Below are 24,145 nucleotides of genomic sequence, written 5' to 3'. Positions count from 1 at the left end.
ACGCCCAATACATTATCGAAATAACTCCCCCATGAGTTATTTCTTTTGCTACGAAAACTATCTTAACATTTTCGTAGTAGTATTGCAACATGATTTTGAAAATTTCATGTACAATTTTTACAAAAATATATTTTATTTATATATTTTATTATGCATATTGCAAGATATTAAGATGCTTTTTGGGGATAGCATACTTCGTTTCCCTTTCTCTTATAAAGCACCCCGGCTTTCACGTAATATATCGGATTGGCATTATCCACCTCAAAAGTGATCTGCTGCCCCAAATCGTCTATGAGTGTCGTAAGCGGTCCGGTAGCATTCTTCCCAAGCTTTACCGTAATTGGTCGGTAATCATATTCCGACTTGCTATAATTCATTTTTTTCGTACAAAGCAGAAAGATTTCTCCCAGATTTAATCTGCATAATATCGTCAAAGAACGCAATTCTTCGTTTGCCATAAACGCACAACTTCCTACAGATACCAGTTTTTCCGGAAGAGTTACACTTTGCAGCCTGCAGGCATAAAACGCATTGCTGCCTATTTTTCTAAGTGCACTGTCAAAGGCAAAGTTGGTCAATCCATCGGCTTCATAAAAAGCCATCTGTCCTATCACTCGAAGTTTTTTGCCGCCAGTAACTGTCTTGACTGTTGAATACTGAAATGCGCACTCTCCAATAGTTGTTAGCTTTGAAGAAAGCTGAATTGATTTCATATCCGCTGCATAAAATGCATACGGTGCAATCGTCGTCACCTTATCGAATAACTTATAATTGGTGACACTTTTGCCCGAAGGATATATGTAAATTGTCTTTTTGTCTTTCGAATACAATACACCTTTTGATGATGAAAAGTTACGATTCTTTTTATTTACAGAAATCGTTTTTAAGGTTGTACTCCAGCCTTCATAAGCTCCATTGACACGAATTGGGCTTGCATACTTAATCTTTTTAAAAGATTTTGGCAACGATATCTGCTTGATGCCCTCCATTGCAAAATATCGATAATCGACCTGCGTGATCCCCTCTCCAAATTTAATCTTCGTAAACACCGGCAATACAGAATCTTCCGAACACGGCCACTCATAACTGCTCAGTGATTTGTCATAAAACCCGGTAATTTTAGCATATCCCTTTCCAGTTATAGTTAACGTTTTACTCTTTTTATTGTATGTCCATTTCACCCCACTGCATACTTTACCACTTGGCTGCTTTTTCTTTGTCTTGGCATCTGCTGTCATTGTCATAGTCATCGCTGCCATTAGACAAAACATGACTACTGCTACCTGTCTCCATTTTTTCATAAAAATCACTCCCTTCTTATGATAATTCTTTACCATTTGACTTCTTAAAGCTCTCTTTCAGACGATCCCCTCGTTTAGCGTATACCGCCTCGTCTTTGATGTAATATGTCTTATTGCCTTTCTCAACTTCAACTTTCATCTTGCCGAGTCTTATGTGCTCTGCAAAATCAGCAAACAAACGATATATTGTTGCATTTAATTCCTTACCCAATACAATTCGAAAATCCGTATAGTTCTCTCGGTCATAGGTTTGAAGATTTGTTTGAAAACCACTGTCAGCAAACACATAACTTAGTTTACAATTGCATCGTACGATGATCGTCGATAAATCTTTGATGTTTCCAAACGCATGATTTCCTACCCGCTTAAGGCCCTTTGGCAATTCTACAGATGAAATCTGAGTGCTGTCAAACGCAGAATCTTCAATAATTTTCAACGACTTTGGAAGCTTTACAGACTTTAACTCTGTTTTCGCAAAAGCCTGCCGACCAATTTCACGCAACTTATTTCCCATAATAACACTCTCTATGGAATTTCCATAAAAGGCACGTCTGCAAATTTTGGTTACCTTGGAAGGTATTGCAAATTTTTTCTCCGTCTTGCCACTTGGATAAATGTACAACTTCTTTTTGTCCTTTGAATACAAGATGCCCTTACTGACAGAGAACTTCTTGTTTTTCTTAGACACTTGAAGTTTCTTTAATGTCGTGCTGTATGGTTCAAAAGAGCCATTGACAGCATCCATTTCATTGGACGCTTTGATCTTCTTAAAGCTCTTTGGCAGTGAAATCGTTTTGATACCCTCAATACAAAAAAAGCCAGATGAAATTGTTGTTATCCCCTCTCCAAACACCAGCTTGTCAAAAATTGCCGGCTGTCCCGCTTCTGAACCAGGCCATTTGTATCTTCCCTCTTTACGAAATTTACGGATATCCACCGTTCCTTTTCCTGTGATTGTCAATACTGTCTCATCAGAGTTCAAAGACCATTTGATGTTTTTGGTCAACTTCCCGGTTGACTTTGCATCTGCCTGCACCGGTAAAGTCAGCATAACTCCTGCAGCGATACATAATGCCAGCGTCATTACATATTTTTTCATCCTCATATTACTCTCTCCTTTCTATGTTGGACAATTGATCGCGCTGTCCGTTTTGCTACAATAGTAATATTACGATGGAGCTTATAATTTTCTCCTCGGTTATATATTACAACATTTATAGCTGTAATATATGTCCGTTTCCTTAAGAAAAAATTAAGATTGCCAGACAGCAATTTCCGATTAAAGAACAAAGAGTCGCTTGCGACTCTTTCGCGCTCGATCGGTGCTGTTTACAGCTAACTTCTTCTCCGCGAGATGCGCATCCTCGCGGAGCATTTTTCGCTTTATAGGAAACGACAAGTTTCCTATAAAGCAAAAAAGAACAACCAATAAATACTTGGTTGTTCTTTTTCTAAATTTTCAAAAGGCACATTTGCCACTTATTTCTAAGTCGATCTGTTAAAATTTATTTAATGGTAAGTTTGATCACTTTCTTCTTACCACTGCCATCCGTTGCAATTGCAGTAATCTTAACTTTGCCTTTCTTCTTCGCTTTTACAACACCGCTCTGTGTCACTGTTGCAATTTTAGTATTACCAGATACCCAGAATACTTTAGCAGATGCATACTTCTTCTTAGGCGTGATTTTGGCTTTCAGTTTGAGTTTCTTACCAACCTTTAACTTCTTAACGCCAGACAGTTTGATCTTCTTCACCGCTTTTTTCATAACGCGAATGGTAATTTTCTTTTGCAATCCATTCGCTGTACGAATCGTGATCACTGTCGTTCCGGCTTTCTTACCAGCAACAATCTTACCACTACCGCTTACTTTTGCTATTGATGGTTTACTGCTGGTATACGTTAGTTTCTGAGGCTTAGCTCCTGTCGGCAACAAAGTCACCGTAAGCTGCATACTCTTTCCTGCTGCAAGCTGCAATTTCTGTTTTACCGGAAGATTACTTACCTTTTTCACACTGACAATAACGCGCATTCCGGTCGCCTGAATTCCCGGCTTCTGCGTTGGTGTGATCGTTGGTTTCTCACTTGGAGCAGCACTTTCAGTCGGATCATCACTAGGTACCGGTGTTATCATCGGTGCTGCCGTTGGTTCCGGCGCTTTCGTTGGCTCTGCCGTCGGGGTCGCGATTGGTTCTTCGCTTGGTTCCACGGTCGGCTCGCTGCTCGGTGCCACTGTTGGCTTGCTGCTCGGTTCTACCGGCGCCTTATCAAAATATTTTGCACAGAAGTATGTATTCTCTTGTACCGTGTATATAATTCCCGGGGCATATCCCTGTACATCACGGTCACTATACCACCGTAAAATTAAATTCTCCTTTGGTCTATTCGGCAAAATAATATCAGAACCTTGTTCCACTGTCACGGTCCAAACTTCATCTACTGTATCAAACGTTACGGTAACTAACTTCGTCGTTGTTCCCCCTGTGGAAATTGTCTCCTTCGAGAACAAATCGTCCGTTCCAAGTGCGCCATCTGTCTGATTAATGATCTTAATATCTCCGACCAAGATAACGCTGCTTTCATCTGATTTCACATCAATAGCAGATTTTTCCGTTTTATTCGGACCCGCTTTCACCGTCAGTGTTCCTCCGATCAAAGAGATCTTACTATCTGCATATAATGCGCCACCTGTTCCGTCCCCGATCGCAGTCACTTCTCCATCCGTGATTGTGATCTTGTCTGCAGATAATGCTGTTTTATTACTTTCTTTGGCAGCTACAGCGGTCAGACTTCCGCCCTTTACCGCGATAGTATCTGCCATAATCTGCTCGGTGTTGTTAGTTCCACCGGAAACAATGACATTTGCTGCCTCAATACTTCCGGTAGTATTGCTACCTCGAGCCATCTCAAGGCTTGTATCATCTTCGCTGGAAATGTTTCCGCAAGTCACTCCACATAACGCTGCAGAAACGCCTTTCTTTAATATAATTTTGACTTTCGCATTATCAGCGACCAATTCAAAAGTATGATCTGTCCCGGATAATGTCAATTCATTACTGGAAGCATCATAACTTGCTGCATAAGATTTACCGGTTGCATCATCTTTGCTAAACATGCCATCGACATAAGTCGTATCGTCCAGCTTAGACAAGTCGATCTTATACACATCTTCAACTAGTGTACCTCCTGTCAACGTATGGTCAGAGATCATACTAGCCTGATAGTTGTCGGTTTCTGCATAGCGTACTGACACGGTATAACTTGTAGCAGGCTGTAAATCAGTAAAGGTGGTCTGCGTTTGCCATGATGTGCCATCAATTGTGTATTCATAACTCTTGCCTGCCGGTGCTGCAACGGTTGCCTGTACGGTTAAGGAGGTAGACGTACGTGCCACTATTGTTAATGCTGTCGATGGTGCCTCCTGTATCCCCTTGTCCGGAGCAGTCGTTACTGTCGGTTTATTCGTTGGTTCTGCCGTTGGCTTTTCCGTTACAGTCGGTGCTTTCGTCGGTTCTGTCGTCGGCTTTTCTGTTACAGTCGGTGCTTTCGTCGGTTCTGCCGTTGGTTTTACGGTTACAGTCGGTGCTTTCGTCGGTTCTGCCGTTGGCTTTACGGTTACAGTTGGTGCTTTCGTCGGTTCTGTCGTCGGCTTTTCCGTTACAGTCGGTGCTTTCGTCGGTTCTGCCGTTGGTTTTACGGTTACTGTTGGTGCTTTCGTCGGTTCTGCTGACGGTGATACTGCCGGATAGGATGCATTTTCTTTCTCCTCGTGTGCTCGACAGGTATTGATCAGCCACTTACCGGTTGTTGTCAGATCATCCGCTGTCCAATCGCCCCCGGCATTGCTGCAGCTGCTCTTAAAATACGCCGATTTTTCATTACAATTACTATAACTCCAGCATGCAAAACTAATATTTAATTCGTCCAACAACGCAATCCACCGATCCGCATTTTCCGCGTCATAACTTCCATTACCATCTGCTGAACATATACCAAATTCGGTAACAAAGATCGGTGTTCCATCCTTGGTTGCCAGACGTACTTTTTCCATTAAATTCTCTTTGTGCGTTGCGGAATAAAAATGGAACGTATACATGATGTTTTCATAACCAAGTGCTTTCATCGGCTTAGCCGCTACCTGATCGACATCCTGTGACCAAGTATTCGTTCCGCATATAATGATCGCATCCGGATCAATGGCACGTATCGTCTTAATAACTTCACTACAATATGTATAAAGATCTTTGCCATTGCCACTATACCAATTTGTGCCTGTCGGCTCATTGCAAATCTCATATAACACATTATCATGATCCTTGTACATTGTTGCGTACTTTGTAAAGAATATCTTTGCCTCTTTCAAATACTCATTTGGATTGTAAGCATGCACATGCCAGTCTACCAACGCATACATTCCGAGCTTGGTTGCATAATCGACACCATTTTGAATCAATGTATCAAGCTGCTGTTTGGTACTGTCTCCACCCGTCAAATATCCAACCGATCCACCATCGCGTGGATAACAAACTAATCGAACCATATTGATTCCCCAATCATCACGCAATGTCTGGAACGCATTCTGATTGACATACTGCGGGAACCAATGCATACCATGGGTACTGGCTCCACGAAGCTGTGTCGGCACACCATTCTGATCCACCATGATCGGTGCCGCATAGCCGTCAACCTTCTGTACTGACAGTTTACCATGTCTGCCGACCGGAGTGTCCGCATATGCAACATCTTTACGTCCGGTTAATTCATAATTCAGTTCATCACCGGTACTTGGACCTGCACAATTTACAGCAATGACATTAGATTTTCCAACGGAAATAGACGGCTGTTTTCCAAAACCAACTTTATTAGAAGAGCTGCTAACCGTTGCTCCCGCTGCAATCTCTGTCGAATAATATGCCACAACGCCTCCCAGCGCCGCATCATACACTGCAGAAAATCCCTCAACATAGCCAACGTCAACCGATCCCGATGTCGGTATTAAAATCTGAATACCTCTAACCGTTTCGCTGCTGTTATTTGTGATAGAAAAACTGTATTCTGCATAATAATCATTTGTTCCACTGCCAACACTTCTCGTGATCGCAATCTGGTCTGTCGAAACATTGCCACCGGCACTTGCTGTGCTGCTTGGCTTACTTGTCGCGCTGCTTGGCTTACTTGTCGCACTGCTGCCGCTGTCCGCCATATTGATCACCGCAGAGTCAACAGAATAGGACACGGTACTCCCCTCGGCTGCATTGGCAAAACGCACGCCAAGATTTCCCAGCGTTGTTCCACCTTTCCAATCCATATCCGCAAAGGAATAGGTAAGCGTCAACTGACTGCCGGTAACCAGCTCTGCAGTCGACGACTGATTCCAATTCCAATCACCCGATGCATCCGGTTGTGCAAAAATAAATGCTTGCGCTTTTGCGCCACTTCCCTGTGTAAAACTTTTGATCGTGATCTTTACCGTCATGGAAGTCACCTTGTTCGAAGAAATTGCACTCTTCGTTTTCAAGGCATCCGGTATGTTAAAAAACATATCGCCAATATAATCATCGCCATACTCATTCTTAGCAATCGTTACACTGGTTGCTCCGCTCTTCACGGTAAGATTCTGTGTCGATGCTGCCTTAGCAATGGTAATCGGCAGATTTGCCATAGATAAGACCATTGCCACGGTCAGCACCCACGCATATACGCGCCGCCATTTCTTTGTCATTCTTTTTCTCCCTTCTTGAAATAAACATAAGGCATACTCTAAAATTTTATTGCCCTTCTCTCTAGTACAGCGAATATTAAGTGATTGGCAGTTTGACTTGCTTATTTTCCTGATAGCACTACTCCCCAAGCCTCGACGTAGCCACCACTACGCCTACGTTTGTGAAGTAGCACTCTCAGAAAAATCTTCTGCGCTAAACTATCCAAAACTTAATTTTCGCTGTACTGGAATATCTGTCGAATCCTTACGTTCCTCATTACATTACGTAATCATTATACCCTATCTGCGATTATTCGCCAACACTGATTTATACAACCTTTGACTGCAGAATTTTACTCATTCAGCTGCTGTACAACTTTCATCATTTGATCTCTCAACGTTGCTGCCAGTTCAAAGTTTAACTCTGCTGCGGCCGCATGCATCTGTTTCGTCAACTTCTTACGTAACTGCTGCAAATCTTTCTTGCTCATAGATTCCAGATCTTTCTCAATATCGCCTGAGTTGCCATCGGCTTTCTTCGATATACTAATCAGATCACGTACCGCCTTCTTGATCGTCTGGGGCGTAATACCGTGCTCCTCATTGTACTGCATCTGAATCTTTCGTCTTCGATTCGTCTCATCAATGGCATGGCGCATCGAATCTGTCATGACATCACCATACATAATAACCCGTCCTTCTGCATTACGTGCGGCCCTGCCAATCGTCTGAACAAGAGAAATCTCTGAGCGAAGAAATCCTTCCTTATCAGCATCCAAAATAGCAACCAGTGCTATCTCCGGAATGTCCAGTCCCTCTCGCAGCAAATTAATACCGACTAATACATCAAATCCATCCAACCGCATATTACGAATAATCTCCGAACGTTCCAGCGTATCAATATCTGAATGCAGATAACGCACCCGAATCCCAATTTCCTTCAAATAGTCCGTCAGATCTTCCGCCATACGTTTTGTCAACGTATTTACCATAACCTTATTTCCTGCATCGATCGTCTTTCGGATCTCACCTACCAGATCATCAATCTGCCCCTCCACCGGACGAACAGAAATTTCCGGATCCAACAGTCCGGTAGGCCGTATGATCTGCTCAACACGCGCCAGCTCATGTTCCTGCTCATATACATTCGGTGTCGCCGATACAAATAACATCTGATTGATATGCGACTCGAATTCATCAAAATTCAGCGGACGGTTATCTAATGCAGATGGCAGACGGAATCCATAGTCTACAAGTGTAGTCTTCCTGGATCGATCTCCCGCATACATGCCTCGTATCTGTGGTATGGTAATATGAGACTCATCTACCATGATCAAGAAATCTTCCGGAAAATAGTCCACCAATGTATGTGGCGTTTCTCCCGGCTTTAATCCCGATAAATGCCTCGAATAATTTTCGATACCTGAACAAAAACCGGTTTCCCGGAGCATCTCAATATCAAAATTGGTTCGCTCAGCAATACGCTGCGCCTCCAGTAGTTTATCTTCGCTTTTAAAATATTTCACACGATCTTCCAACTCTGCCTCAATTGTTCGGATCGCACGCTCCATCGCATCTTTATCAACAACATAATGCGATGCCGGAAAAATAACAATGTGTTCCAATTCTGCTTTAATCTCTCCGGTCAGTACATCAATTTGAACAATGCGATCCACCTCATCACCAAAAAATTCAATGCGAACCGCCTGATCCGCTTCTGAAATCGGAAAGACCTCCAAAACATCGCCACGCACACGAAATGTTCCACGCTGAAAATCCATATCATTACGGTTATACTGAATCTCTATTAATTTTTGGATCACTGCATCACGGTCTTTGCACATACCCGGACGCAAAGACACCGTCATGTTCTGATAATCAATAGGGCTTCCCAATCCATAAATACAAGATACACTGGCTACAATGATCACGTCCCGCCGCTCCGTCAGTGCTGCTGTTGCAGAATGACGTAATTTGTCAATTTCATCATTGATCGAAGAATCTTTTTCAATATACGTATCGGAAGATGGCACATATGCCTCCGGTTGATAATAATCGTAATAGGATACAAAATACTCCACCGCATTCTCCGGGAAGAATTCCTTGAACTCACCGTAGAGCTGTGCCGCCAATGTCTTATTGTGCGCAATGACCAAAGTCGGTCTGTTCAGCTTCGCAATGACATTTGCCATCGTAAAGGTCTTACCGGAACCCGTAACACCAAGCAAAGTCTGGAACTGGTCGCCCTCTTCAAAACCTTTGACCAAAGCGTCGATCGCCTGGGGCTGATCACCGGTAGGTTTGTATTCGCTGTGTAAAATAAATGGTTTTTGTGTTTCTGACACAAAATCACCTCCTCACTGCTACATTCTGAATTTCGTCCTGTCCGATCAAAACCTTTTTTCCTTCAAAGGCAAAGCCGTAATGACGGATCCTGTCTGCCGGTATTCCCTGTAATAGCAGTTCGGCATCATAGTTCTTCTCTGTGATCTGATCTAAAGCCGTCCGAACGGTATCCTGTAAAGATTCCTCCTCATCCGGTTCATGCACTTTAAACTCGATCACAATGGCATCATCCACCTCTGTCACCGGTGTAAGCATCACATCATATCGTCCATATCCACTCTCCCGGTTGGAACGGATCTGATACCTGTCCCGCAACTCCACTAAAAGTCCCAGAACAAATCCATGATAGAACCGCTCCGGCTGACTTTTCTCAGAAGGTTTCTTTCCTGTATCAAAGCTGCTGAAGGTTGCAAGTGCAACATCATTCATATAAATATTCATTTCCTTGAGACTTCCCTTTAACAGTGCCTTCACAAAATCATTATAGTTCGCATCTTTATTTTTAAACCATCCCCGGAACATTGTCATGAACATGCTCAGTGTCTCAATATTTGTAATATCCAACGTGTACCATGGTTCCAAAGTAATCCCACGGTAGTCTATATTCTGTACTTTCAGATAACCACTGGCAAGCAGAAGACTCCAGATCGCTTCTTCATTGTCATCCAACTGGTTGTATACGATCTGCTCGTCAAAATTCACAGTGATCGCCTGTCCCCTCAGCAGATCCTCCATCTTCTCCTTCACATCTGCAGATGCCGTCCGGATCAATCTGCTCACAAGCCCATTGGAGCTTGTGGATGCCCAGTATGGATATAATCTATGTTCATCCAGATAATTCGTAATGGACCACGGATTGTAAATGTCTCTGTGTTCTCCAAAAGTAAAACCATCATACCACTGTTTCACTTCATCCTTTTTATCGCTCATTCCATACTCATCCAGTGCAGCAAAAACTTCCTCCTCCGTAAAACCAAAACAATCTGCGTACAGATTGGAAGTCGTCGTTACGACACGTAAATTATTTAAATCGGAAAAAATACTCTCCTTGGATACTCTGGTAATTCCCGTCATAACAGCACGCTCCAGATAAGGATTTGTCTTAAAAGATGCATTAAACAGGCTTCTCACAAAAGACGTAAATTCATCCCAGTATCCCTGAACATACGCCTCCTGCATCGGCGTATCATATTCGTCCAAAAGAATGATGACCTTCTTGCCATAATAACGTTCCATCCAGACAGACAAATTTCTCAAAGAATCCTGTGCCGTAACATCATCCATCTTTACTGTTGTCCGGTAATATAATTCACGCTCATCCTCACCAAAAATATCTTCTTTCATGAGATTCCTGTTTTCCCAGTACAGCCTTGTAATCTCCTGCTTGATCTGGGTTTTTGCATCCTCCAGATTGCCTGCTTTCACAGCAGCAAAACTCAAAAAAATCACAGGATATGTTCCCTGCAGTTTCCGATACGTTTCATCCTGCCATATAGAAAGTCCCTCAAACAGATCCGCCCTGTTCGCATATTTATTAGAAAAGAAGCAGTCCAGCATACTCATATTTAATGTCTTACCAAAACGGCGTGGACGCGTGATCAATGTTACAACATCCCGTTTTTCCCACCATTCTTTTATAAAATTTGTTTTATCCACAAAAAAGCAATCCTGCTCTCTCAGATCAGAAAAACCTTGTATTCCTATACTAATCGCCTTTTTCATATGCTCACCTGCTCCCCTGTCATTATATATTTATTACATTATAACGATATTCCACTATGGTTACAAGGCAAATCACAAGTCAAAAAAACGCAAATTTTATTAATTTGTAACTAAAACTTCCCATACCGGAAGCTACTGCAAGAACCACATATTGCTTATTATGTCAGCAATAAATATAGTATTTTGCAGCCGATAAGCTAACTTGTTCTGCCGGCAGAGAACTAAGATAATTGCCGCAGAACGCAGAGTTTTTGGGTGATTTCTTATTTTGTTAAGTCTCTGATGAATACATGCCCGAGGGATTGTCTGAGATGTCCCGGCTTAGCAAGGTATCATCCATTTTTGGACGGGACGCTTTCGCTACGATGCGCTACGTCACGTTACTTAATGTCTCTGAAATACGAGACATAAGTAACGACGAGCGCAAAGTCCCTTTCAAAAATGATGATTGCCTTGCTTCCGGGACTTCGAGTTTCCGAAGGGCATGTAGATCAATCATCAGAGACAACAAAATTTAGAAATCACCAAAAACGAAAAAGCGGCAAGGCAATTACTATAGTTCTCTGTCGGCAGAAGCCGCTATATTGTGGCTGCAAAACACTTAGCATGCTTTGACATAATAAGCAATATGTGGTTGCGTAAGATAATGAGGTGTGGGAAGTTTCAGTTTGTAAGTTCCGCCATCAGCTCCTGCACGGAGGTCATTCGATCAATTCTATCAACATTCGCTCCCACAAATATCAGACCATGATCCAAATCTCCCTGCACTGCTGATATAAGTGCTTTGGTGATGCAGTACGGCACTTCAACAGGATTGCATTTAGCCAAACAATTGTAGCATTTTTTGATCTCTTCCCGCTGTCGGCTCACACGCTGGACAAATGCATTGTTGAGCGCACGTCCCGGCATCCCAACCGGGCTCATGACAATAGTAATGTCCTCTGCTTTTGCATTAATATATGCCTGCTTATACGCATCCGAAGCATCACACTCCTCTGTTGCAACAAAACGTGATGCGATCTGAACACCGTCAGCCCCGATTTCCAAAGCATGTTCTATATCTTTATGATCAAAAATGCCACCGGCAACTATAACCGGAATTTCACAAGCAAATTCCTGTTCGTACTCTCGTACGACTTGAATAATATTTTTTATCTCCTGCTCATACTTTTCTGCCGTAATTGTCGCAATGTCCTCTTTTTTGAATCCAAGATGACCTCCCGCCTTAGGACCTTCTATAACAATAAAGTCGGCTGTCCTGCAGTACTTCTTTTTCCACTGGCGAAGTATGATCTGCGCCGCTTTGACAGATGAAACGATCGGTGCAATCTTGCAGCCGGAATCCCCGACATATTCCGGTAACCGCATCGGTAAACCGGCTCCTGATATAATGACGTCTACTCCGGCATCAACTGCCGTTCGCACATGATCTTCGTAATGCTTCAATGCCACCATGATATTTATACCGACCGGCTTATCCCCGGATATTTGCTTTGCCAGTGCGATATGCTTACGTATTGCTTTTTCATTCGCAAGTACTTGATCCGTTGCAAATTCCGGTTCATCGTATCCGATCTGTGCCGAGGAGATCACACCAAGGCCTCCACAGGCAGATACAGCGCCTGCCAATCTGCCTCGACTGACTCCAACTCCCATACCTCCCTGAATAATTGGCTTCTCTAGCGTAATATCTCCTATACGTAATGATTTCATACTTCATTCCTTTCCGACATTTCGTCACTTCATATGCCATTGCGGCACCGTTTACTTCTGTACGTAGTATCGGATACTATATTACGTGTTTTTCTTTTCCTCGTCAAGCTCCATTTTTCGAACAAGGTATTCAAACTTCCCATCCCCCACCGTTTCTCACAACCACATATCGCTTATTATGTCAGTAAATCAATGACTATTTTGCAGCCGACATAGTAAATTATCCTGCCATCAAAAAAACTAAAGCAATTCTTGGTGATGCCACGCTACACAACAGCAGTTTCCTATTAATTAAAAAAGGCAAGACACAAGTCTTGCCCCTTTTACTTATCTGTTAGGAAATATCTTTATACTTTATGACATTCCATTTACTGTTTTGTATTTATATAACATCTCTGCATGATTCTGTTCCTCGACCTGAATATCTGCAAGCAATTTACGAACTGAAGGTTCTCCAAAGCGAAACACATTTGTATTATACTCCGAAGAAACCATCTTTTCCGTGCCGATACAATCAGTAACCAAGAAATTATCCGCCTGCTTATCCTCACTATCTCCGGCTGTACTATACGTTGCAGTTGGCGCATAGTCTTTTCCTCTGGAATCATTGCAGTCACAACATGGCACATCTCCATTCAGTACCTGCCCCAGTGTATCGTAATGTTTTTGTTCGAGCTGCTCGATCTCACCAAACAGATTTTTCAATTCCTCATCTTTTGCCTGCTCTTTGTAACGGCGGTACTTTTCCACACAATTCTTTTCCTGTGTCTGCAATTCTGTGATCACATCAATTTCATTTTGTTTTAAGATCATAATTCTCCTCGTTTCTGCTCTCAATAACCTACAGTTTCTATCTTTATTATGAACAGTTTATCAAGAATTATTCTCTTTGTTGATATGATCGGGCTACATTATAGGATTAGCTTGCCTCCGCATATTCGCGCAATTTCTGCCTTGCCTGTGACGACAAATGTTTCGGAACTTCAATTCCGATTTCAACATACTGATCCCCATGCACAGATGCATTCTTTTTGGATACAACACCTTTTCCTTTTAGTCGTATCTTGGTACCGCTCTGCGTTCCTTCCCGGATCTTACAGTCAACATCTCCGTATAGCGTGTGCACGCGGGCATTGCCCCCAAGCACTGCTGTCGTATATGGTACATTGACTTTCGTATAAATATCCAAGCCCTTACGCTCAAAACCCGGTTTAGTGCCGACAGATACCTGCAGATAAAGGTCACCTTTGGGTGCACCATAAACTCCCGGATGTCCCTCACCTTTTAAGCGAATGCGATTGCCATCGTCAATACCTGCCGGTATGTGCACATGCAGCGTTCTGCTCTGACCGCGCTCTCCATCTTGCAAAGTAATGACCTTGTCACATCCATACACTGCTTCGTCAAAAGTGATCGAAATGTGCGCCCTCGCATCCTGACCTGATTTCCGACCGGCATCTTCATAGGTGTCAAAAAAGCTCGATCTGCCATAATCGCCGCCCACATGCCATGATCCACCATCACCTGTATTCCAGTTTTTTCCATCGCTACTGTGCCACGATGTACCGTCACCAAAACCAAAGTGTCCGCTAAAACCGCCTTTGCCACCAAAAAGATTATCAAAAATATCACCATACATCCCCGATGCATCGCCACCGGAATAGTGAAATTCCGTGCCGCCGGTCGGATCAAAACCTTCCTCAAATGCTGCAGAACCAAATTGATCGTAAAGTTTCTTCTTTTCCTTATCACTTAACACATTGTAAGCTTCCGTAACTTCCTTAAATTTTTGCTCAGCATTCGGATCACCCTGATTCATATCCGGGTGATATTTCTTGGCCATTTTACGGTAGGCTCGCTTGATCGACGCATCATCCGCATCCTTTGATATCCCTAAGGTGTCATAATAATCCTGCTTCGTCTTCATTCACTCCACCTCCCTGCAGCCTTTCGTATGGGAAGTTTGCATTGATGATCAACCAATCGTAATAAACTTCTTGGTCTGCTCCTCCGGAATCTCTTCCTTCTTTGGCACCTGTAATGTCAAAACACCGTTTTCAAACTTCGCCTTGATATCTTCTTGTTTCATATTGTCACCAACATAAAAGCTGCGGTTGCAAGTTGCATGGAAACGTTCCTTCTGAACATACTTCTCTTTCTTGTCCGAAGTATTCTCCTCTGCTTTCTTAGCAGTTGCTGTAACGGTCAGATAACCATCCTTCAGCTCTGCACTGATATCTTCTCGGCAAAAGCCCGGCAAATCCATCTCTACCGTAAATCCTTCCTCGGACTCCTTGATATCCGTTTTCATTAATCCATTCGCTGAATAGCTCTTGGCGTAAGTTCTCTGTGGCATATCAAAAAGGTCATCCATAAAATCTCTACTAAAAATACTTGGCATTAACATAAGTCATCGCTCCTTCCAACTCTGTACAGACTATATAGTCTGTCACTACTGAAATACTCAGAAACTCTTCTAAGCATTTCCTTTTCCTTGTTCTGATTATGTTATACCACTATTATTAGCACTCGTCAATAGTGAGTGCTAATAAATTTTGTGAACATTCTGTGTTCTCTATGTTATGCATTTTTCTTGCGAAAAATTTTCGTCGATAGATCCCAATCTTTATACTGTCCATCCACCTTTAATTCGCCGTATGGATAAGGATCTAACAATGGGAATCTGCATATCATCGGTATCAGGCGGTCGCTTGCACCTACGTGTGTCAAACGGATCAAATAACCGATCTGCGAATCTCTCTGTTTGAGCTTATTCTTTGCAATTGCAATCGTATAGCCTTCCCGCTTCACCTGATTTGGTGCGATCGTCTTATCATATAAAACCTCTTTATCGTCCAGTGCAAGCACTTGAATACGATACTCATCCCCCGATTCGTTTGGTGCAAGATTCCAGAAATACAGTCGAATACGGTTCCAACGATTACGCCATTCCAACTGCCCTTGTTCAATCGTCTGTTCCAAAACTTTTGGATTCTTATGATACCGCCAACGAATCGGCTCTTCATCCTTTCCACGTTTGGAATTCAAATACGGAATCTCTACATATGTTCTAGGATGACTAAGCTGGTTCGCCGCCGCAAAACTTCCGGCAAAGCAGAACAGACCAACCGCAAGCACCACCAATCTGGCAGCGTGCAGCCGCATTCCGTTGAAATGTGCTTTAAGCCACGCATCCCCTTTGTTAAAAACAGTATTTGTAAATCCATCAGCCCCTTCTGCCATGAGTAAAAGACACACTCCGGTAAAGCATATATTGTATCGCTTGCCGGCTTCCCACAGCATAAAAAACATAACTGCGCCCGCAAACGTAAGCGTATACATTGCCCCCGGTGCTGCTTCTCTCTGCAGAAACTGTCTGCACATTGCGCACAACATCAAAAATAACATCGCAATACGAAAGGCCTGCATATAGATCATAAACCATGCATTTTGCTTTCCTGCAAAATAACGAAAGAACGGTGGATATTGATATGCATACTGCGCATTCGTTATTCCATCATCATCGCCCATTGCCCATACACGCATCATTTTATTGCCAAAATGCTTGGCAAGACCAACCGGACCCATCTTTTTGACACGTTGTTTCAAGCGAGCGATATCTGCTTTTCGCTTTTGTTCCTTGGTCAGGAACGAAGAGGTGTATCTCCGGTCGTTACGATTAAAACCGCCCTTGCTCTTTTCATTCATTCCCATCATGACCCAGTGTACAACAGGAAACTGCTGGTTAAACTTCTTCGCATCAACATGCTTTGCTACCAAATTGCTGCTGGAAAATAACACTGCCATACTCACGCAGACAACGAGTCCGACACGAACTGCACCCTCCAATACCCTTTGTCTGCTATGCTGCTGTTCTTCCGAAGCATTCTCCGTTTCCATTGTCTCTGATGCCCTTAAAGCACGACGATTCTGCCAGCCTGCGATGAGACGCAACGTCAAATATAACCCCAGCGCAATGATTGGAATGATCGTTGTCGGACGCACACGGTAACCAACCGCCATAACGACTGCCAATAACACATCGTGTACCGCCATCCGCCATCTTTTTGCCGGCTTGTCAATGAGTCCCAGATACAAAATACCCATAATAAACGGAAAAGATAACGTATTGGTATACACAGAAGTCAGCCATAAATAGGTTGTCGGGCACAAGAAAAATAGTACTAATGCAAAGTTTGCCGTACCGATCCCGCGCATTTTTTTTACAGACAGGAACGTCAGTAAAATGCCCAGATCAATTGCCAAAACATTTAGCACTACCGTAGGCACCCATACCTTTGTAATGCCAACATCCGTCAAAAATTTATAAAAGTAATAAAAACAAATGGTAATAAAATGATTGTTGCCATAATTCTGCATATAAGAATTCGTGGGATCCATCTGACCGTAATGATATTTTAACATGGCAAGTGCCTCGTTCTGAACACGTGCCGGATCTGCGATCGTCATTGGTCTGGATACCAATAATAAGAATGCGATCTGCGCCAAACCGATCAATAAAAACATGAATACGGAAAATTTACGTCTCGTTGTCTGCAGCTTGTCCTTCCCATAAACACATAACATTACTATACAAGCCGCCATAAATAGTGTAATTGCAACTGTCATTCCATTTTGCAGTAATTCCTTTTTGTACAGTGTAATACCTCTGCAAGATAGCGCCAATATTACGCCACACAAAAAAATACTAATGCTCAAAGCAACACAATATGCCCCTCTTAATATACCCTTCATTATCCTCTCCTCATTGTCCCTCAAATTTATGGTTCCCTCTCATCTGATATTCCGTGAACATCAAATCATGTACCTTGTAGCAAGAAGTCCCTCTAATTCCTGCTACGATATTTATTATACATATTTTTAAGAAGAGAATATGAACAAATTCTTAAGAAATTCTTAAGATGAAATTTTAGTTAAACGCAAAAACGCCCTTCGGTGATCGCAAAAATCACACAAAGGACGTTGAAGATCGATTTTGCAGGTTATAACATCACGGGAATATTCCTTTCATGTTTTCTGCGAAAATAAGCTTGCGCAGTGCCACAATATAGGCCGCCATGCGCACCGTACATTTACACTCTTCTACGACATCCATGATTGCAGTAAAGGATTTCGTCATCAGTGATTCTAACATTTCATTTACCTGATTACGCTCCCAGGTTAATTCCTGGATATTCTGTACCCACTCGAAATAAGATACGATCACGCCACCACTATTTGCAAAAATATCCGGTACAACCGTGATGCCACGCTTCTCTAATATTTTATCTGCCTCTTCCGTGGTTGGTCCATTCGCAGCCTCTACAATGTATTTACAGCGCAGCTCAGAGGCATTGTCTGCCGTGATCTGATTCTCCAGTGCTGCCGGAACAAGCACATCACATTCACAAGTAAGAACTTCTGCATTGCTAATATGACTGACACCATCCGCCTCGTAATCTTTGAGCAGTTTACCGGTAGATTCCAAAAAGGTGCAGATCGTGTCAATATCCAACCCTTCCTCACAATATAAGCCGCCTGACACATCACTGATCGCAATCACTTTCGCATCGCGATGATAAAAAATCTTTGCCGCATTACTTCCGACATTACCCATTCCCTGAATGGCAACCTTTGTTCCGGCAAGCTCTTTATTTTCTTTGGCAAGTAGCAATTTTGTACTGATCACTACTCCACGGCCGGTTGCTGAATTTCTCCCTCGTGAACCGCCGAGTTCTACAGGTTTACCTGTAACTACACCCGGGCAAGGCTTTCCGTTTAACTGACTGTAGGTGTCCAACACCCATGCCATCGTCTGTGCATTGGTATTGACATCCGGTGCCGGAATATCTGTATCCGCACCAATGATCGGCGCAATAGCAAAGGTATATCTTCGTGTCAGATTGCGCAGTTCACGTTCCGATAACGTAGACGGATCTACCTTGATGCCACCTTTCGCCCCGCCGTAAGGAATATTGGCTACCGCGCATTTTAAGGACATCCAAGTTGCTAACGCTTTCACTTCCGATAACGTGCAGTCCTGATGGTAACGAATACCTCCCTTAAAAGGACCACGAATATTAGAATGCTGTACACGATATCCTTCAAACACTTTGATCGTGCCATCATCCATTTCAACCGGCAAATATACTTTTGTTTCTCTCTGTGGATTTTTAATGATTTCAAACATTTTTTTATCGATGTGTCCGACTTCCATCGCTTCCGTCATGACATCAATAACATTCTCATATGGATCGTATGCTTTTGACATGGGCTCTCTCCTTTGGTGCTAAAATAATTGTGTCATTCCCCAGGGTTCGTAAGCTTACAAGAACGCATCTTAGTACGATTTTGGTCAAAGGTCAATACTTCCCATGAAAGTCTGTTCCATTTAATTTTTTTAACCGTATATAGCTAATATTAAGAGGTCAATGCTAATTTTAGTTAATAATATAAAGTCTTTTACATCGCACACGCTTTCAAATCTTTGCGGTGCTCAATGCACTTAGCAAACTCCCGCATTTAGTCATCATACTCCTCCAGGAAAGAATGTTTGACGCCATCTTTTTTGTATGCAATGACCGTAGAAAGATTTACATTTTCAATACTCTTAAAAATATTACCTTCCACATATGGATTCACCTGTTTCAATCGTTTGATCAGTTCCTTGATCTCAACACGCTTAGACTGATTTCCCTCATTATTACAAGTTGTACAGGTGTCGGTAAACTTGCAGGCGCACTGGATAAAGTGCAGATCATTATAATCCCGCCAAGCTTTAATATCATCCTCACGCACCAAATATAACGGACGGATCAGCTCCATCCCCTCGAAATTCGTGCTGTGCAGTTTCGGCATCATCGTCTGGATCTGCGCTCCGTACAGCATTCCCATCAAAATCGTCTCGATCACATCATCATAATGATGGCCAAGCGCAATCTTGTTACATCCCATACTTTTGGCGTACGTGTACAAATGTCCACGCCGCATACGCGCACACAAATAACATGGTGATTTTTCCACATGGTATACAGATTCAAAAATATCCGATTCAAAAATCTCGATCGGGATCTGCAGTCTTTTGGCATTTTCCTCGATCACCTGACGATTTGCCGGGCTGTAACCCGGATCCATTACGAGAAATTTATCCTCAAAATCAAACTTATTGTGACGTTTTAACTCCTGAAAACACTTTGCCATAAGCATAGAGTCTTTTCCCCCGGAAATACACACCGCTATCCGATCTCCCGGTTTGACAAGCTCATATGTGTTGATCGCTTTGGCAAATTTGGACCAGATTGTTTTCTTAAACTTCTTACGCAGGCTTTGTTCTGCTTCTGCTGCCACATCTTTTTCTTCCGGTGCGCTCATAAAATCCATAAGCCACGCCACATAGCCACCTTCCAGACTAACGGCATCGATTCCCTTCTCACGAAGCTTGTCGGCTGCTTCGACGCTAAATTTACCTCTGCTGCAACAAATTACCAACTTCTTGGACGGGTCTACTTCTTCACAAGATAATATGTCTTCCTGAGGTGCTGCGATTGCTCCCGGAATAGCACCATGAGCAATACTTTCTGCATCACGTATATCGATCAACTGATACGAATCCTTAGGAAGCTCCTTTACTTCTTCTATAGTAATACTGTTCATTTTGCACTCCTTATCTCTCACCTGCTTACTGAATCGTCTCTCTCGGTACGCTTAAGTCCTTGATCACTTCACCGGCTAAGATCAAACCGGCAACTGATGGCACATACGCCACACTTCCCGGAATATCGCGTCTCTCCGTGCACTTATGCTGTGCTCCCGGCGGACAAATACAGTGATTACGGCAACTGATCGCCATATCTTCCATTGGTCTTGTAGGTTTCTCCTCGGAATATACGACTTTCAGCTTTTTGATCCCACGCTTCTTTAATTCCCGGCGCATAACACGCGCCAAAGGACATACTTTCGTTTTATAGATATCGGCAACTCGAAAAGCACTGGCATCCAATTTATTGCCGGCCCCCATACTGCTAATAACCGGGACATGCTTCTCTTCCGCTTTCATAATGAGCGTGATCTTTGCAGTCACCGTGTCGACCGCATCCACAATATAATCATACTCTTCAAAAGGAAATTCGTCTGCATTTTCCGGCAGAAAAAAACACTTGTGCGTGCGCACCTGTGCATCCGGATTGATCGACAAAATGCGATCCTTCATTACATCCACCTTATACTGCCCGACTGTATTTCGCGTTGCAATAATCTGTCGATTGAGATTGGTCAGGCACACCTTGTCATCATCGATCAGATCAAAGGCACCTACTCCACTTCGTACTAATGCCTCACAAACATAGCCACCTACTCCCCCAACGCCAAACACAGCCACACGCGACTGCTTTAATTTTTCCATCGTTTCTTTGCCAAGCAACAGCTCGGTTCTCGAAAATTGTGTCAGCATACTAAATCTCCATTCTGCAAATGCTTTATATGAAAACGATTGCAAATAAATAATCCAATAGGATTCTTCCTTAAAACGCACTTGGCAACAATATACTCTCATTTCCCCGTGTTGTCAAAAAACTATTTCCATTTCGTGTCATTTCATGTAAAATATTCGCTGTACTATTTCGTGTCGTGATAAGAATCACCATTTAAATAGCCTGCAAATAAAAAAATCAAGGCTAAATTGCAGAAAGGAGTATCGTATTTTGAAAAAATTACTATGTACCATATTAAGCCTAACATTACTATTAACAGGCTGTACTATCGGAAACGGCAATATCCGTATCGGTGCTGCCGGAATTGGAGGTATGTACTATACGTTTGCCAATACATTAGCAGGCCTATGCACCAAAGAGGATACCGGTTTCGAACTTGAAGTAAAAAAGACCGCAGGATCTGCCGCTAATCTGCGTCTCCTGTCCAGCAATTACATCGAACTTGGTATTGCACAGGCAGATCTGATCGACGCGGCATATCAGGGCACCGGCGTTTTTACCGGCAAAAAATGCCAAAACTTCAAAGCAGTCGCAAGCCTGTATCCGGAAGCATGCCAAATTGTTGTGCGTAAGGATTCCGATATCGAAACCATTGATGATCTGCAAGTCAAAAAGGTCAGCGTTGGCGAGGAAGAATCCGGAAGTGAACTAAACGCCAGACAAATATTAGAAATGTCCGGACTGCCGGAAGATCTGATCAAGACGAAGCATTTAGATTATACCGATGCTGCCGACAAATTAGCAGCGGGAAAGATTGATGCATTTTTCTTCACCGCCGGGGCACAAACTACTGTTGTAGAAGAGTTGGCAAAGCACTGTGATATCCGATTGTTAAATTTGGACGATAAACTACGCGGCAAACTTACCACTGCCTATCCATTTTATTCCGATTATACCATTCCCGCCGGCACTTATACCGGGCAGGAAGAGGATATCCAGACTGTTTGCGTACAATCCGTATTGGTCGCCAGTGATGCACTCGACAACGCCACCGTCAAAAAACTGACAAAAACAATCTTTGCCCATCAAAAAGGATTGCAATATGCTACTTCCGTTGACCTTCAGTTAAATGAGAGTTCTGCGATCAAAGGAGTCCCGATTCCTTTTCATCCAGGCGCTGCTGCCTATTATTCCGAACGAGGGATCAATGTGAAAACGGAATAAACCTCTAATGGATCTGAGATCCATTTTCCGAGGCAAGATAACTCCTTCAACACATTCTCATATTAGAATGCACATTTTTAGAAAGGCATTTATTTATTATGATAAAAATAGAACTTGATATGTATCAGACACTGGCGGTCGCCGTCTTAGTACTGATGCTTGGCGCCTACCTCAAATCCAAAATATATTTCTTAGAAAAGTTTTGTATTCCGGCACCTGTCATTGGCGGACTGTTATTCGCCATCTTTACCTGTATCTGTTATACCACCGGAGTGGCAGAATTTTCATTCGATGATATTTTGCGCGAAGTATGCATGGTATTTTTCTTTACTTCCGTAGGATTTCAGGCGAATCTCAAGGTGCTGCGCAGTGGCGGAAAATCGTTGATCCTATTCTTGTTTCTCGTCATTGCCTTGATCGTATCTCAAAATCTGCTTGCTGTTGGTATAGCTAAGCTGCTTGGCTTAAGCCCTCTGGTCGGTATGTGCACCGGTTCCATCCCGATGGTCGGCGGTCATGGTACCGCAGGCGCTTTCGGTCCTGTCTTAGAAGACTTTAACATCAAAGGAGCAACCACGATCTGTACCGCTGCAGCTACGTTTGGATTGATCTCCGGCAGTTTGGTCGGTGGGCCGCTTGGCAAACGATTGATCGAAAAACGCGGCTTATTGGATACTGCCATTCCGGAGGATGACACATTGTTGGTCGAAGATGAAAAGAAGCATGAACGACATACCAACATGTACGCCGCCGCAGTCTTTCAGCTCATCTTAGCCATCGGACTCGGCACCATTTTTTCTTGGTTACTGACGAAGACCGGCATGACGTTTCCAATATATATCGGAGCCATGATCGCTGCTGCGCTTTTTCGCAACATTGGCGAATATAGCGGTAAATTTACTATTCATATGGGTGAGATCAACGACTTGGGAGGAATCTCCTTGTCGCTGTTTTTGGGCATTGCCATGATCACCTTAAAGTTATGGCAGCTCGCATCCCTTGCGCTTCCGCTGTTTATTCTTCTGGCGGTGCAGGTGCTTCTGATCTGCTGTTTTACCTACTTCCTACTATTTAATATCATGGGAAGAGACTATGATGCAGCGGTGCTGGTAGCCGGAACGTGTGGTTTTGGTATGGGTGCAACACCAAATGCAATGGCCAATATGCAGGCGATCTGCGAAAAATACACCACTTCGGTAAAAGCTTATCTGCTGATTCCGCTCGTCGGCAGTTTATTTGCAGATTTTATTAACAGTTTGGTCATCACATTTTTCATCAACCTAATTTAGGGATACTATCAAACATTGATACTTTGACGATTATTAGACATGCGCGGTGTCAAAACCGCAGAAAGAGAGGGAGCTATGTTTCATAAGAATCGAACCCGAAAGAAGGACAGCAAGCCAAAAGAAGCAGGCTATAAATTAACCTATGACAATCTGGCCATTCCAGAGGTACACACACACGAACAACCGGAGATCATGGATTCGACAGAGGAGCCGGGCGACGTCACTTATGACAGCGTTGCGATTCCGGAAGTTCATATCCGCAAAAAAGGCACGAAACCTGCCGATCAGTAAATAACGATATTACTAAAACTTCCCATACCGGAAGTTATTGTCCAAACCACATATTGCTTATTATGTCAATGGTTTAATTATATTTTGCAACTGCTATATAGTGAATCCTGCCATCAAAAAACTATAGCAAT

At 43.0% G+C, this 24,145-nt stretch carries 16 protein-coding genes; 3 read left to right on the top strand and 13 right to left on the bottom strand.

Annotated elements, in window-relative coordinates:
* Positions 1 to 167: 167 nt before the first annotated feature.
* The 13 genes from ACSAJE_RS12030 to ACSAJE_RS11970 all read right to left on the bottom strand — a co-directional run bounded on the left by ACSAJE_RS12030 (position 168) and on the right by ACSAJE_RS11970 (position 21,230).
* The gene (locus ACSAJE_RS12030; protein ID WP_458009202.1) at positions 168 to 1,301 is read right to left on the bottom strand and encodes a leucine-rich repeat protein; all 1,134 of its coding nucleotides are present in this window, start codon (positions 1,299 to 1,301) and stop codon (positions 168 to 170) included.
* Positions 1,302 to 1,317: 16 nt separating this feature from the next.
* Positions 1,318 to 2,406 (bottom strand): leucine-rich repeat domain-containing protein, encoded by a 1,089-nt coding sequence (locus ACSAJE_RS12025; protein ID WP_458009201.1) that lies wholly within the window; start codon positions 2,404 to 2,406, stop codon positions 1,318 to 1,320.
* A gap of 400 nt (positions 2,407 to 2,806) precedes the next feature.
* Entirely contained in the window at positions 2,807 to 7,021 is a 4,215-nt protein-coding gene (locus ACSAJE_RS12020; protein WP_458009200.1) for a cellulase family glycosylhydrolase, read from the bottom strand.
* Positions 7,022 to 7,353: 332 nt separating this feature from the next.
* Positions 7,354 to 9,345, bottom strand: a complete 1,992-nt coding sequence (uvrB, locus tag ACSAJE_RS12015) for an excinuclease ABC subunit UvrB (protein ID WP_458009199.1) — start codon at positions 9,343 to 9,345, stop codon at positions 7,354 to 7,356.
* A gap of 4 nt (positions 9,346 to 9,349) precedes the next feature.
* A complete protein-coding gene (locus ACSAJE_RS12010; protein WP_458009198.1) occupies positions 9,350 to 11,068 on the bottom strand; it encodes an AAA family ATPase in 1,719 nt (572 codons plus the stop codon).
* A 663-nt stretch (positions 11,069 to 11,731) separates the two neighbouring features.
* A complete protein-coding gene (locus tag ACSAJE_RS12005; RefSeq protein ID WP_458009197.1) occupies positions 11,732 to 12,781 on the bottom strand; it encodes an NAD(P)H-dependent flavin oxidoreductase in 1,050 nt (349 codons plus the stop codon).
* 354 nt (positions 12,782 to 13,135) lie between these two features.
* Positions 13,136 to 13,594 carry a spore coat protein gene (locus tag ACSAJE_RS12000; RefSeq protein ID WP_022025923.1) on the bottom strand — a complete coding sequence of 153 codons (459 nt, stop codon included), beginning with the start codon at positions 13,592 to 13,594 and terminating at the stop codon, positions 13,136 to 13,138.
* Positions 13,595 to 13,700: 106 nt separating this feature from the next.
* Entirely contained in the window at positions 13,701 to 14,708 is a 1,008-nt protein-coding gene (locus ACSAJE_RS11995; protein ID WP_458009196.1) for a DnaJ C-terminal domain-containing protein, read from the bottom strand.
* Between the two features lie 48 nt (positions 14,709 to 14,756).
* On the bottom strand, positions 14,757 to 15,188 hold the full coding sequence (locus ACSAJE_RS11990; protein WP_022025925.1) for an Hsp20/alpha crystallin family protein: 432 nt from the start codon (positions 15,186 to 15,188) through the stop codon (positions 14,757 to 14,759).
* 173 nt (positions 15,189 to 15,361) lie between these two features.
* The gene (locus ACSAJE_RS11985; protein WP_458009195.1) at positions 15,362 to 17,536 is read right to left on the bottom strand and encodes a hypothetical protein; all 2,175 of its coding nucleotides are present in this window, start codon (positions 17,534 to 17,536) and stop codon (positions 15,362 to 15,364) included.
* A gap of 256 nt (positions 17,537 to 17,792) precedes the next feature.
* Positions 17,793 to 19,052, bottom strand: a complete 1,260-nt coding sequence (locus ACSAJE_RS11980) for a Glu/Leu/Phe/Val family dehydrogenase (RefSeq protein ID WP_444156930.1) — start codon at positions 19,050 to 19,052, stop codon at positions 17,793 to 17,795.
* A gap of 251 nt (positions 19,053 to 19,303) precedes the next feature.
* Positions 19,304 to 20,434: an ATP-binding protein gene (locus ACSAJE_RS11975; protein WP_458009194.1), complete on the bottom strand. Its 1,131-nt coding sequence runs from the start codon at positions 20,432 to 20,434 to the stop codon at positions 19,304 to 19,306.
* 25 nt (positions 20,435 to 20,459) lie between these two features.
* Positions 20,460 to 21,230, bottom strand: coding sequence for a tRNA threonylcarbamoyladenosine dehydratase (locus ACSAJE_RS11970; RefSeq protein ID WP_022025930.1), 771 nt, complete (start codon positions 21,228 to 21,230; stop codon positions 20,460 to 20,462).
* Positions 21,231 to 21,480: 250 nt separating this feature from the next.
* On the opposite strand from ACSAJE_RS11970, the gene ACSAJE_RS11965 reads away from it, so the two are divergent.
* From ACSAJE_RS11965 to ACSAJE_RS11955, 3 genes are all read left to right on the top strand, one after another.
* Complete coding sequence (locus ACSAJE_RS11965; RefSeq protein ID WP_458009193.1) at positions 21,481 to 22,434, top strand: TAXI family TRAP transporter solute-binding subunit; 954 nt, start codon at positions 21,481 to 21,483, stop codon at positions 22,432 to 22,434.
* Between the two features lie 101 nt (positions 22,435 to 22,535).
* On the top strand, positions 22,536 to 23,723 hold the full coding sequence (gene gltS, locus ACSAJE_RS11960; protein WP_118506516.1) for a sodium/glutamate symporter: 1,188 nt from the start codon (positions 22,536 to 22,538) through the stop codon (positions 23,721 to 23,723).
* 75 nt (positions 23,724 to 23,798) lie between these two features.
* Positions 23,799 to 24,014 carry a hypothetical protein gene (locus ACSAJE_RS11955; protein ID WP_022025933.1) on the top strand — a complete coding sequence of 72 codons (216 nt, stop codon included), beginning with the start codon at positions 23,799 to 23,801 and terminating at the stop codon, positions 24,012 to 24,014.
* Positions 24,015 to 24,145: the final 131 nt, after the last annotated feature.

It is taken from the genome of Jutongia sp. SJQ-6, from assembly GCF_054161275.1.
Note: the sequence above shows the minus strand (reverse complement) of the source record. Positions and strands in the feature narration are given on the sequence as shown.